Consider the following 12,292-nt stretch of genomic DNA (forward strand, 5'->3'; position numbering starts at 1 on the left):
CTGAACCTGTCCGGGCACCTCGGAGGCACAACGGAAAACCGCGCCGAACAGATGGCTCTGTCCGAAGTGCCCGCTGCTTTCGGCATCCGAGGAGGTACCACGATGTTCGGAACCAACCTGGTGGCGCATCGGAGCAAGCCGGAGAAGATCGCCGATCAAGCGTGGGCGCACCTGCAGTCCACGTTCGGTTCTGCCGGCGACAGCATCCGAGGCGCCGCGCGGCACACCGCCCACTCCGCCCGGCGGGGCACCGTACACCTCGCCGACGGAGCCAGCGACCGGGTCAGTTCGGTGAAGGACGAGGCGTGGCGGCGTGCCACGGCCGCCTCCGCCGCCCTGGCGGGACGCCGACCGGGACTGCCCTGGCTATTGATCATCGGCGCTGCCGGCATCGGCGCCGCCCTCGGCTGGGCCGCCGGATCAGCGGCACGAGCGATGATCGCCCGCGAGGGTGCGGACCCGGGTACGTCCGAAGGCGTGGAGTTCGTCGAGCTGAGCCCCCCGCCGAACGCCACCGTACGAATGAACTGAACCACCCGCTCCAGCCGGACAGTCCGGCCGGGCACCTGACGACGTGTGGTTGCCGCCCACCAGTTCCATCGGTGGGCGGCAACCACACGTCACGTCGGGGGTCGACTCAGCTACGGGCGCAGCCGACCGGCTTCGGCACCCCTGTTGGTGCCGGTGTGACTGGCCAGGAACCCGAACGTCGTGGTCGTGTTCGGGGCCAGTACGCCGTTGTAGGCGACGTTGCGAAACAGTCACACTCGCCCCGCTCTGGGTCGGCGGGGTCGTGGGTGGGGCGGTCGGCGTTGTCGTGGGCGGATTCGTCGTGGACGGATTCGCCGGGCCGCCGAGCCGGTCCGCGCCCCGGGATTGCCCGACCGTTGGTGCCGAGGTAGACCCGGCCGTACACCCTCGGGTCGCCAGTGATCGCCTCACCCGCGTTGCCGTACTGGTGCTGATCGTCGTTGATCCGCCCCCAGACCCCGCCGCCGTTGTCCGAGCGGTACACCCCGCAGGTCGTTCTTTCCGACCGGTTGCGAACGGTCGCCCTAGCGAACCGGCTCCCCCACCGTCGGCTCCGGGCTGGGAGACAACGGTGGTGGTGCGGTGGTCGGGCTCGGGGGTGGTGTGGCCGGCGGAGCGGGCGGCGACGTCGACGGGCTCGGTGATCCCGCCGACGCCGGCCGTGAACCGGTCGGCGTCGGCGTAAGGGGTCTGACGCCGGGGTCGTTGCGGCCCGGGAAACGGTTCGGTTCCGGCGGCAGCAGCGACCCGGTGACCGACGGATCCGGGGTCGGCGGATCAGCGGTGGGGGTCGGGGTGGGGGTCGGCTCGGCGGAGCCGCTCGGTGTCGGCCCCGGCGGCGCCGGTTCCGTACGGAGCAACGTGCCGCCCAACCAGACCGCCGGCCCGAGCCCGACCGCGATGATCGCGCCGAACAGCGCGGCTACTCGCCGGTCCATCCCCACCTCCCCGGCCTCGCTCAACCGAGCCGGAACACAACCGATCCGGCGACATCCTCACGGCTGATCCCGAGCCCTTGCGCGTCCCGGTTGAGCACATCCTGCCACGGTGTCCCGTTCAGGTTCTCGGGCAGGACGACAACTGTCCGGATGCCGATCTGCCGCAGGTACGCGACACTCGCCGCGTCCGGGAAGCTCGGCGTCAACGCCCGAATCTGTTGCTGCGTAGGCGGTACGAACGAGGCGAGGCCGTTCGCGATCGACGGGAACCCGTCGGTGGACCAGAGCATGACGGTGAATTCGAAGGTGCCGTCGCTCGGCAACACCAGCAGCGGACCGTCTATCCCGTGCAGTGCCGCCGGCTGCGGCTGGACCGGTACGTGCGGTGTGGTGTTGATCCCCTCGATCAGCACCAGGGCGAGCGGCACCAGCGTGAGCAGTCGGACCAGCCAGCCTCCCGAGCCGGCGTCGGTTCGCCGTACACCCGTACCCGTGGCCACCCGCGCGGACGCGGTGACCAGGACCGGGGACGACCCCGCCCGGGCGGCCGGTATCGCGGACCGAATGGACGGCCTGGGACCAGCGTGGACCGCTTCCGCTTCCGCTTCCACTTCCGGTTCCGGAGCCGGTTCCGGCTCGGGCTCGGGCTCCGGAGCCGGCTCGGCGGCCGGAGCGGACGCGGGAGAGGGAACCGCATCGGACCCCGGCTGCCGACCGCCGCCATCAGCATCAGCATCAGCATCAGCATCAGCATCAGGGTCGGCGTCGGGTGCCCCTGCCGGTTCGGTACGGCCGACGGCGCTCAGTGCGCCGGCAGCGAGGATGCCGAGCAGCAGCGTGGTCCAGAGGACCAGGCGCCCGGAGGTGCGGATCCCGTCCCAACCCGGCAGGTGCAGCACCAGGGTGGCGTACCCCGGGTCGCCGTCGCCGCCGAACCGGGTACCCGCGGCGAGCGCGACGCTGACCAGCACACCGGCGGCGAGCAGCACCCGGTGCCGTACCCGCCAGGCGGAGAAGAAGAGCCCGGCGAAGGCGAGACCGATCAGCACCACCCCCGGCAGCAGGGTCATCTCACCGGCGAACGGCAGCAGCTCACGGGCGGCGGCGTGCCGCTCCCCCCAGAGCCAGGACTCGGGCGGCGCGGTGAAGAAACCCCGCAGCGGTGGCGAGAACTGCTCGACGTGGGCCAGTGTCCTGCGGCCGTCCGGGTTACGTTCCACCACCTGCAGGTAGGGCAACGCCATCACAAGGGAGACGGTGGCGAAGACCAGACCGCCGGCCAGGTCGGCGGCGAGCAGTCGGCCACCGAAGACCGGTCGGGCCGCGCGCCGCCACCAGGACCAGAGATAGCCGACCCCGACCGCGACGCAGATCAGCGCCAGGACGTACCCGAACGGCAGACCGATGCCGAAGCCGAGCGTCATCTGCCACGCCGCGACGAGCCAACCGCCGAGCGCCCAGCCGGGCCGGCGCCGCTCGGGCCGGTATCCGTACCGCAACGACCAGCCGTGTCCGCGTGCGAGCATGGCCAGGGCGAGCGCGATGCCGCCGATCGAAAGCACGTGCAGGTGCCCTGCCTGGGCCAGCTTCCACGGCGCGTACCCGAACGCGACACCGGCCACCGCCGCGCCGACGCGTCCCGCACCCAACTGCCGGACCAGGGCGTACGCCCCGACGAAGGCGAGCGCGTGCACCAGCACGTACAGAATGTTGTAGCGGACCACGGCGGCGACCGGCCCCTCGCCGATCATGCCGAACGGGGCGTAGCCGAGCAGTGTGTCGGAGTAGGCGTAGGTGTAGCGCTCGGGGAAGAACGTGTTCGAGTGCCAGACCTGGAGCGGGTCGGTGAGCACCGCGTGTCCGCCCCAGGCGACCTGCCACGCCTGGAGGAGCGGGTCACCGGTGTCCTGCGGGATCGTCGTGGTGATGTCCCGCACCGTCGGCCAGGTGAGAAGTACGGCCAGCAGCAGGCCACCGAGCGAGGCGAGGGTCCATTCGTGCCGCAGCAGGCGTAGCCCGTGTCGCGCCAGGGCAGCGCCGCGCGTCGGCCCGACCGGCCGGCCCGGCGTTGCGGCCGAGGTTCCGGTCCGGTCGCCGGAGATCACCTCGTCGGTCGTCATCCGCTCTCCTCCACCTGGTTCCAGCACACCGCCCGATCGACAGTCGATGATTCCCTACCTGTTGCGCACTGTCACGCCCCACCCCGGCCGTACCCCACCTTTTCCAGGTGAGGGGAAGTCACCCAGGGTCATCGCACCATCGGCCGTGACAGCACCGGGCACGGCGGCAGGCGCCGGCCGGGTCGCGTGCGCAATCTATCCCGTGGGAGGAACGACCATGGCCTCGGCGACGACGATCATCCGAAGCGACGAGGAGATCCAACGCGACGTCCTCGACGAACTGGGCTGGGAACCGAGGATCCAGCCCCACGAGATCGGCGTGACCGTGCAGGAGGGCGTCGTGACCCTCACCGGCTGGGTGGACAGTTACGCGAAGAAGTGGGCGGCCGAACGGTCCGCGCACCGGATCAACCGGGTCCGGGCGGTCGCCAACGACATCGAGGTCCGGCTGCCGGCGTCGGCCGAACGGACCGACGCCGAGATCGCCCTGGCCGCGAGCCGGGCACTGGAATGGGACGCCTTCGTGCCGGTCGACCACCTGGACCTGACCGTCTCCAACGGCTGGATGGTGCTTCGGGGAGAGGTCGGGTGGGAGTACCAGAAACGGGCAGCGGAACAGACGGTCCGCCGGCTCGCCGGGGTGCGCGGCGTGACGAACGGGATCGAGGTACGCCCCGCCGGGGCGCCGACCACCGACGAACTGGAACGGCTCGTCGTCAACGCGCTGACCCGCAGCACCGGGACCGACGCCGACCGGATCGGAATCGACGTGCAGGGCGACCTGATCGTGCTCACCGGCGTGGTCAGCTCCTGGCCGGAGCGGATCGAGGCCGAGCGGGTGGCCTGGTCCGCGCCGGGCGTCGCCGCCGTCGACAACCACATCACCGTACGGACCTGAGCCTGGAGCGACCGCGTACGGCCTCGAACGGAGGCGCGGGGCGGGGAACCACCCGGACCGGGTGAGTCGAGGTCACCCGCTCCGTGCCGAGGATGGGAGACATGACTGATCCCCACGGCGCGCTCCGCCCGGGCCAACCGGCGCCGGAGTTCACCCTGTCAGCCGGACCGGATCGGCAGGTGAGCCTCCGTGACTTCCGGGACAGGCCCACCATCCTGGTCTTCTATCCGGCGGACTGGAGCCCGGTCTGCGGTGACCAGATGACCCTCTACCAGGCGGTCCGTTCCGAGTTCGACCGCTACCAGGCGGCACTGCTCGGCGTCTCGGTGGACAGCGTCTGGTCCCACCGCGCCTTCGCCGCCCAGCAGGGGATCGAATTTCCCCTGCTCTCCGACTTCGAGCCGAAGGGCGCGGTGGCACGCAGCTACGGGGTCTACAACCCTGAGGGCTGCGCCGAACGCGCCCTGTTCGTCATCGACCAGGAGGGGCGGGTGGCCTGGAGCCACGTGTCGCCGATGGAGGTGAACCCCGGCGCGGACGGCATCCTCGACGCGCTGGAGGAACTCGACAGCCGGCACCGGGTGCGGGCGTGACCCGGCCGACGGCGGGGCGGATGGCAACGACCAGGGGCAGCAACGCCGAACGCGACGGGGAGGCCGCATGACGACGCCGATGCAGGTCACGTCGAGCAAGTTACGGGTCCCGGTGACCGATGAGGACCACATCCGTGGGCCGGCCGAGGCACCGGTGACACTGGTGGAGTACGGCGACCTCCAGTGCCCGTACTGCGGCCAGGCGTACCACCGGCTGCATGAACTGCTGCGCCAACGGCCGGAGCAGGTACGGGTGGTCTTTCGGCACTTCCCGCTGACCAATGTGCACCCGTACGCGGAACTGGCCGCCGAGACGGCCGAGGCGGCGGGCGTACGGAACCAGTTCTGGGCGATGCACGACTGGATCTTCGAGCACCAGGACCAGCTCGACCCGGTGCACCTGTCGATGGGCAGCCAGCAGCTCGGGCTGCCCGAGGACGAGGTGAGCGACGAGGTCGACCGACACGTGCACCTCGACCGGGTTCGGCGGGACTTCGTCGGCGGCATCCGCAGCGGTGTCAACGGCACCCCGACCTTCTTCATCAACGGCGTACGGCACGACGGCTCGTACGAGCTGCCCGACCTGCTGGCCGCGGTCGACCAGGCGGCGCAGGGCTGATCCCCGTCCGACACCGCCCTGCCCCGCGCCCGCCGCCTGCCCCGCTCCTCAGATCAGGTGCAGCTCACGCGCCCGGCGTACCGCCTCACGGCGACGGGTGGCGTCGAGCTTGCGGTAGATGTTGCGTACGTGCGTCTTCACCGTGTTGACCGAGACGGAAAGCTCGCTCGCGATCTCCACGTTGGAGAGGATGCTCTGCAGGTAGCGCAGGACCGTGAGTTCCCGGTCGGTGAGCGGTTCACCCAGTCCGGGCACCGAGGCCGTGAGCCGGCCGCCCCGCTCACGCCGGTCGCCGTCGCGCCCGCCGAGGTGCTGCGCTCCGATGCCGTCGCGGCCGGCGTACTCCTCGCCGACGGAGATCAGCTCGCGGAGTAGCGGCCAGTACGCCGTACCCGTGTCGAGGTGCGCGGCGAGCAGGTCACGGGCCGGCGGCTCGGACCGGGTGAAGACCCGGCGGAAACCCTCCGGTTCGGCGAGGGCGAGCACCTCCTCCAACGCCCTGGCCGCCCGGCGGTGGTCGCCGGCGGCACGGGCGGTCAACGCGTCAAGCAGCCCCGCCTCCAGCCGTGACGGCAGCAGCCACGGTTCGCCGGCCGGACCGGACCAGGCCGGGAGCGTGCGGGCGGCGGCGGCCACGTCCCCGCCCTGGAGGTAGGCGCGGGCCAGCGCCACGGCGAGGGGTTCAGCCGGTCCGGTGGCCGTGTCCAGGGGCGCCAGCAGCAGTTCCCGGCTCCGGGCCAGGTTGCCGTGCGCGGTGCAGAGGTCGGCCTCGGCGGCGAGCAACCAGTTCGCGAGCCGGCCGGCCCGGGGCTGGTCGGCCAGGTGGGCGCGGCCGGTGAGCAGAAGCTGGTAGCTGGCGGGCAGGTCGCCCCGGTCCCGGGTGAGCTGGGCCCGGACCAGTGCCGTCAACGCGGCGACGGCGGGTTCCCGGGCCTGGTCGACCCGGCTGCCGGCCAGTGCCAGGTTCGTCTCGACGTCCGCCGGCCGGTCCCGGTGCAGGGCGACCACAGCGAGCGCCAGGTACGCGTGACCGTGGTCGACCGGCGCCGAACCGGCCGGGTCGCCGGTGGTGGCGACAGCGGAACGGGCGTCCCGCTCGGCCACCGTCAGCTCCCCCCGCACCGCCCGGACCAGGGCCAACCGGCTGGTGCAGGCGAGCACCGTGCGGGCCAGACCGGCCCGCTGGGCGTCTGCCAGCGCGCCGGCGAGTTCGGTTTCGGCGGCTGCCAGGTCCCCCGCACCGAGCTGGGCGGCACCGGCGGCGGTACGGGCGATCGCGCGGGCCCGCAGGTCCACGGTCGCCTGACCGGCGGCACCGCCGGGTGGCTGGGCCAGCGCACGTAACCGGGCGGCGGCGGCGAGCACCTCCGGCACCTCCCCGGCGACCTGCGCCCAGGCGAGTCGGAGTGCGGCCGTGATCAACGTGAACCGGTCCCGGCGCGGACCGCTGAGCAACTGTTCGTGCCGCTCGGCGAGACGCAGGTAGTCGGCGGCAGCGGCGGGGTCGGTCCGGTCCAGCCGGTCGACGGCGTACGCCAGGGCGAGTTCCGGGTCGGCGCGTACCGCCTCGGGCGGCGGTGGTGGCGGCGCCGGCACACCCGGCCGGGCCGGTGCGTACGGGACCAGGTCGGGCCAGCGGTCGACGAGCACACCGGTGGCCCGGTTCCACTCCCCTGCGGCGAGGGCGTGTCGCAGGGTTTCCGCGGGCAGGTCCCGGTGCGCCGCCCAGGTCGCCGCCCGGCGGTGCAGGTCGAGGAGTTCCTCGGCGGGGCGGCGAAGCTGCTCGGCCCGGAGCAGGTCGGCGAGCATCCGGTGGTAGCGGTAGGCCGGCGGCCGGGTGCCGAGGGCGATCACGAACCCGGTCTCCCGCTCCAGGACGGCGAGGAGTTCCTCCCCGTCGCGGCGATCGGTGAGGGCGTCGACCAGCCCGCCGCAGAGCCGGTCGGCTACGGCGCACCGCCGCAGGACGTCCCGCGCCTCGTCGGCGAGGCCGGCGAGCACCTCTTCCGACAGGTAGTCGGCGACGCCCTGGTCGTCACCGGCGAAATCGTCGACGAACCGAACCGGGTCGGGGTGGTGGGACAGGGTGAGCGTGGCGATCCGCAGCCCGACCGGCCAGCCCTCGGTGCGTACGCGGAGTTCGTCCGCCTGGTCGAGCGGCAGGTTGATCCCGTACGCGGCGAGCAGTTCGGCGGACTCTGCTGCGGTGAAAGCCAGCTCGGCAGCGCGGATCTCGGTCAGTTCACCGCTGAGGCGCCACCGGTGCAGCGCCAGCGCCGGGTCGGTACGCCCGCCGATCACCAGACGCAGTCGGTCGCCGCTGTGCCGCAGCAGGAAGTCGAGCCCGCTCGCCACCGTCGGGTCGTCGACCTGGTGGAAGTCGTCCAGGACCAACGTCACCGGCTCCGGGCGACGGGCCAGGGCGACGGCGAGCCGGTCGAGGAAGTCCCGGTCGGTGGTGGCCGGGGACACCGCAGCCTGCGGTGGCCCGGGTGGGGCGGCGCCACTGACCGCGGCGTGCAGGTACGTCCAGACGCGGTCGCCGCCGTCGGTCGGTTCGAGCGTCAGCCAGGCCCGGGACCGGTCCTCGTCCTGGGCTCGGTACCAGGAGCTGAGCAGGGTCGTCTTGCCCCAGCCGGCCGGGGCGCAGACCACCGTGACCGGGCCGGCCGAGCCGTTCTCCAGCAGCGTGTGCAGCCGGGGCCGGGCGACCACCGCGCCGGGCAGTGGCGCGACCGCGAGCTTCGCCTCCAGCAGCGGCGGCGCGGCGGCGCGACCGTCCCTCGACACACCGGTACGGCGCGGCGGCGCGGCGGCGCCGGCCTCGATCCGGTCCTCAGGCAACCGTTCCACCCCCCGGGGACACGAAGCAGTGATCCTGTGCCCGGCGTTCCGGTCCGGGCCCGCCCCGGATACCCGGCCCGCCCCGGTTCACCCCTACCGGAGGAGACGGGTTCACCCGCTCATCGGCGACGATGACGCGAACGGTCGGCGCCGAACAGAGGTGATGTGAGGGGCGATGACACCGAACCGATCGCGGCCGGGCGCGGGTCACCCCAGGTCGATGCGGAGCGTGGCCTGTCTCTGCCGACGCCGCCAGCACGGCTCGGCCACCCACCACCCGAGCCCGGCGGTCTCGCCGTGGGCCCGACCGACCCGACGCTGCCGGCCCACCTGCCGGTGACCTGATCGACCGGGTCTCACCCACCGCCGCCGGCACCGTCGGCGGCAAGGGCGATCACGATGACGACGAGGATGACGACCAGCACCGCGACCGCGGTCCAGACAAGGGCCATCTTCGACGGGCGTGACACCATCGGCACCACCTCGGGGCCGGGCTTACCCCGAACCGGCGGGAACATGCGCCGTCGATGGTTGGTGCGAGACAACGGGGCACGGATCGTGCACGGCTGCGGATTCGACTCGATCCCGGCCGACCTGGGCGTGCACTTCACCGTCGGGCAGCTACCCGAGGGCGTACCGCTCACGGTGGACGGTCACCTGCGGGCACGGGGCGTCGCCTCGGCCGGCACGTACCGGACGGTGTCGCTGGTGCTGGCACGGCGACGGCCGGCGGCGGGCCGGGCAGGTGACCCCGGCGGTGGCGATGGGTGTGGCGCTGACCGAGCGTCTGGTCCGCGCCGGGATCACCTTCCGGGTGCTGACCTGACGACCCCGGCCTTCACCTCGGCGCCGTACGCCGCGATTTCACTCATGTGACCGGGAGCCGTCACCCATGTCATGCTCGTGACGTTGTAGGTGCACCACCACATTCGCTCAGCTCGGCGGAGGGTACGCGTGCCCCAGCTTGACCTTGCCGGCCCCGGAGCGCGCCACCCCGAACCGCCGCTGGCCGATCGCGAGCTGTCCGGACCCGGTCCCGATCCCCGAGCCGCCGTCGACCAGTTGGCCCGGCTCCGCCTGCTGATCACCGTCAAGACCGCTCCCGAACCCGGCGACCGGTACGAACGGACGGTCTGCGCGGCCGGGATCAGCGCCGACCCGTTCCGCCCCGGCTGGATCCGGCTCACCTCGATCCCGATCCAGGAACTCGGTCCGGGTGCGGCCTTCGGCACGTACGACATCATCAGCGTCGACGCCCGCCCGACAGCCGGCGACTCCCGCCACGAGAACTGGCGACCGCTGCCGCGCACCCTCGTTCGCGAGCACCACCTCAAACGGTGGCAGTGGCGTCAGCCGTGGCTCGAACCGTACCTCGGGGAGTCGGTGTGCCGCCGGCACTTCGACGGCCCCGCGCTCGCCCTGGTCCGGCCCCGCCGGGTCGACGAACTCGTGCTCGTGCCGCACCCCGGCTGGACCGTCGAGCAACGCCGGCGGCTGGACTGGTACGCCGTCCGGCTCGACCCGTTCGGTACGCCGGACCCCGGGCCGCTGCACCCGCCCCGGTTCGTCGGGGCGTACCGCTACCGGTGCCCCGCGTACGACTGCGCCGGGCACCAGCAGACGATCCGCGACTGGGAGTTCGTGGCGTTGCAGCACCGGCTGGCCGGGCTCCCCGACGATCGGCTCCGGGTGGCGCTCACCACCGCGTTCCTCGACCGGATCTGCGGCCCGGATCGGGACACCGCGTTCTACCTGGGACGTTCCAGCCATCAGCCGGACACGTACGACGTGCTCGGCGTCTACTGGCCGCCACGCCGGTGACCAGCCACGCCGGCTAGATTCGCCGGGTTGACCCTCGACCAGGTCGAGCCCCCAGGATCACCGGACGTGGAGAGCGACATGCGCAGCATCGGGGAGATGGCCCGTGCCAGCGGCCTGACCGTCAGCGCGCTCCGGTTCTACGACGGCGCCGGAATTCTGGTGCCGGCCGTCGTCGATCCGGAGACCGGCTACCGCTGGTATTCCCAGGAGCAGCTCGGACCGGCCCGTCTGGTGGCCCGGCTGCGTCGGGTCAACCTGCCGCTGGCCGAGATCAGCCTGGTGCTCCGGCACTGGTCCGAACCGCCGGTGGTGCGTCGCCTGCTCGACGCCCACCTGCGCCGGTTGGAGGCCGGCCTCACCGATGCCCGTCGCGAACTCTCCCGGGTCCACGCCCTGCTCGACCATGAGGAGAACCTGATGACCGGATCCACCCACCTGACGCTGACCCGGGCGGAGTTGGCCGCCGGCCTCGACGCCGTACGGTTCGCCGTCGGCCACGACGCCGAGCTGCCCGTACTCGGCTCGGTGCTGTTCGAGGTCGAGGAGTCGGTGCTGCGCCTGGTCGCCACCGACCGGTACCGGTTGGCGGTGGCGACCGCGACGCCGCACGAGGTGGACGGGGCACCCCGTCGGGTGCTCGCCCCGGTCGCCTTCGTCGACCAGTCCCGCGCCCTGCTCGCCGCCTCGGGGACGGGGGCGTCCGACTCGGTCACGGTGGTGCTCGGCGCCACCGAGGTCGGCGTCAGCACGGACGGGCTGAGTGTGCGGGGCCGGCCGGTGGACAGTGACTTCCCCGACTACCGGCGACTGCTCGGTGACCGGCTCGGCGGTGGCGACCGGGGCGTACGGGTGGTGGTGGACGTACCGGCGCTGCGCGCCGCGCTCGCCGCCGCTACGACCACCACCGTGGTACGCGAACACGACGGCGTGCCCTGCGAGGTCGCGCGGTTGGCGATCGGTGTCGACGGCAGCCTGACGGTGCTGGACGCGGACGGGTCGGCGCAGGAGCCGTCGGTGGGCGGTTCCGCCGATCCGACGTCGGGACCGATCGGCGTCAACCGGGAGTTCCTGTTGGAGGCGTTGGACGCCGGCGGGCGGGGGCAGCTCGTACTCGACCTGGACGGGCCGATCAAACCGCTGATCGTGCGGCTTCCGGAGAACGAGCAGAACTTCTCGATGCTGATGCCCATCCGCTGCTGAGCGAGCACCCCCACCACTGACGCCGATCCAGGGCGGATCGCCGTTGTCAGAGTTCAACTGACGCGGATTGCCCTGGATCGGCGAGGAGGGGGTGGGGGTGGGAGTTAGTCGCGTCGCAGGCCCCGGTAGTCGCGTAGGCGGCGCTGGCGCACCCGGACCAAGAACGCGGCAACGACGAGGCAGGGCGCCGTCAGCAGGCCACGGACGATGTCCTCGGTGTCCCAGTCGCTGAGCACCAGCAACAGCAACGCGATCAGCGCGAGCCCGCCGAGCAGGTACGGCACCGCCGCCTCCCGGGGGCTGTGCGCGATCAGGTCCCGCGTGAGCAGGTCGATCCTCGGGTCGTCGGTGTTCCCGGTCCGGATCGCCCGGCGTACGGCCCGGCGCGTCTCCGCGTCCGCCCCGGTGACCAGGGGCGGATCGACGTGTTGTCGCTGGACCAGCCATGCGGCGGCGAGCAGGCCGGCGGTGACGAGCATCGCGCCCGCGCCGATGAGGAGCAGGTCGACCAGTGGGGTGTCCCGGTCGGCGGCGAGCCCGCCGAGGACGATGGCCAGGGCGGGTACCGGCGCGACGACCAGGGTGGCGACCAGCAGCCGGCGACGCAGCCGACGCCGGGCCTCTTCGCGTAACCCCGACCGTCCGGTGTCGGACCACGTCTGCGTCATGGTGACCCCCTCCCAGGCGACTGCGACGATACCCATCGATCCCGTCGGTCAATCCGGTCG

At 72.5% G+C, this 12,292-nt stretch carries 13 protein-coding genes; 8 read left to right on the plus strand and 5 right to left on the minus strand.

Annotation, left to right across the window (positions count from 1 at the left end; genetic code table 11):
• Positions 1 to 102: 102 nt before the first annotated feature.
• The gene (locus ACIBF5_RS25650; protein WP_396815422.1) at positions 103 to 531 is read left to right on the plus strand and encodes a hypothetical protein; all 429 of its coding nucleotides are present in this window, start codon (positions 103 to 105) and stop codon (positions 529 to 531) included.
• Between the two features lie 524 nt (positions 532 to 1,055).
• On the opposite strand, the gene ACIBF5_RS25655 is transcribed toward ACIBF5_RS25650, so the two are convergent.
• Complete coding sequence (locus tag ACIBF5_RS25655) at positions 1,056 to 1,469, minus strand: hypothetical protein (protein ID WP_396815423.1); 414 nt, start codon at positions 1,467 to 1,469, stop codon at positions 1,056 to 1,058.
• Positions 1,470 to 1,489: 20 nt separating this feature from the next.
• Positions 1,490 to 3,589 (minus strand): hypothetical protein, encoded by a 2,100-nt coding sequence (locus tag ACIBF5_RS25660; protein ID WP_396815424.1) that lies wholly within the window; start codon positions 3,587 to 3,589, stop codon positions 1,490 to 1,492.
• Between the two features lie 217 nt (positions 3,590 to 3,806).
• Here ACIBF5_RS25660 and ACIBF5_RS25665 point away from each other — a divergent pair, with 217 nt between their 5' ends.
• The 3 genes from ACIBF5_RS25665 to ACIBF5_RS25675 all read left to right on the plus strand — a co-directional run bounded on the left by ACIBF5_RS25665 (position 3,807) and on the right by ACIBF5_RS25675 (position 5,699).
• A complete protein-coding gene (locus ACIBF5_RS25665) occupies positions 3,807 to 4,487 on the plus strand; it encodes a BON domain-containing protein (RefSeq protein WP_396815425.1) in 681 nt (226 codons plus the stop codon).
• A 101-nt stretch (positions 4,488 to 4,588) separates the two neighbouring features.
• Complete coding sequence (locus ACIBF5_RS25670; RefSeq protein ID WP_396815426.1) at positions 4,589 to 5,080, plus strand: redoxin domain-containing protein; 492 nt, start codon at positions 4,589 to 4,591, stop codon at positions 5,078 to 5,080.
• 67 nt (positions 5,081 to 5,147) lie between these two features.
• On the plus strand, positions 5,148 to 5,699 hold the full coding sequence (locus ACIBF5_RS25675; protein WP_396815427.1) for a DsbA family protein: 552 nt from the start codon (positions 5,148 to 5,150) through the stop codon (positions 5,697 to 5,699).
• Positions 5,700 to 5,747: 48 nt separating this feature from the next.
• On the opposite strand, the gene ACIBF5_RS25680 is transcribed toward ACIBF5_RS25675, so the two are convergent.
• The gene (locus ACIBF5_RS25680; RefSeq protein WP_396815428.1) at positions 5,748 to 8,552 is read right to left on the minus strand and encodes a LuxR C-terminal-related transcriptional regulator; all 2,805 of its coding nucleotides are present in this window, start codon (positions 8,550 to 8,552) and stop codon (positions 5,748 to 5,750) included.
• A 156-nt stretch (positions 8,553 to 8,708) separates the two neighbouring features.
• Between ACIBF5_RS25680 and ACIBF5_RS25685 the strand changes: the two genes are divergently transcribed.
• Complete coding sequence (locus ACIBF5_RS25685) at positions 8,709 to 8,888, plus strand: hypothetical protein (RefSeq protein WP_396815429.1); 180 nt, start codon at positions 8,709 to 8,711, stop codon at positions 8,886 to 8,888.
• A gap of 11 nt (positions 8,889 to 8,899) precedes the next feature.
• Here the strand turns inward: ACIBF5_RS25685 and ACIBF5_RS25690 are convergent, their stop codons facing one another.
• Positions 8,900 to 9,061 carry a hypothetical protein gene (locus tag ACIBF5_RS25690; protein WP_396815430.1) on the minus strand — a complete coding sequence of 54 codons (162 nt, stop codon included), beginning with the start codon at positions 9,059 to 9,061 and terminating at the stop codon, positions 8,900 to 8,902.
• Positions 9,062 to 9,077: 16 nt separating this feature from the next.
• Between ACIBF5_RS25690 and ACIBF5_RS25695 the strand changes: the two genes are divergently transcribed.
• The 3 genes from ACIBF5_RS25695 to ACIBF5_RS25705 all read left to right on the plus strand — a co-directional run bounded on the left by ACIBF5_RS25695 (position 9,078) and on the right by ACIBF5_RS25705 (position 11,564).
• The gene (locus ACIBF5_RS25695) at positions 9,078 to 9,419 is read left to right on the plus strand and encodes a hypothetical protein (RefSeq protein ID WP_396815431.1); all 342 of its coding nucleotides are present in this window, start codon (positions 9,078 to 9,080) and stop codon (positions 9,417 to 9,419) included.
• Positions 9,420 to 9,497: 78 nt separating this feature from the next.
• Positions 9,498 to 10,364, plus strand: a complete 867-nt coding sequence (locus ACIBF5_RS25700) for a hypothetical protein (RefSeq protein ID WP_396815432.1) — start codon at positions 9,498 to 9,500, stop codon at positions 10,362 to 10,364.
• A 78-nt stretch (positions 10,365 to 10,442) separates the two neighbouring features.
• Complete coding sequence (locus tag ACIBF5_RS25705; protein ID WP_396815433.1) at positions 10,443 to 11,564, plus strand: MerR family transcriptional regulator; 1,122 nt, start codon at positions 10,443 to 10,445, stop codon at positions 11,562 to 11,564.
• Between the two features lie 104 nt (positions 11,565 to 11,668).
• Here the strand turns inward: ACIBF5_RS25705 and ACIBF5_RS25710 are convergent, their stop codons facing one another.
• Entirely contained in the window at positions 11,669 to 12,232 is a 564-nt protein-coding gene (locus tag ACIBF5_RS25710) for a hypothetical protein (protein WP_396815434.1), read from the minus strand.
• Between the last annotated feature and the right edge of the window lie 60 nt (positions 12,233 to 12,292).

Source organism: Micromonospora sp. NPDC050417, from assembly GCF_044458865.1.
Classification (GTDB): Bacteria; Actinomycetota; Actinomycetes; order Mycobacteriales; family Micromonosporaceae; genus Micromonospora_G.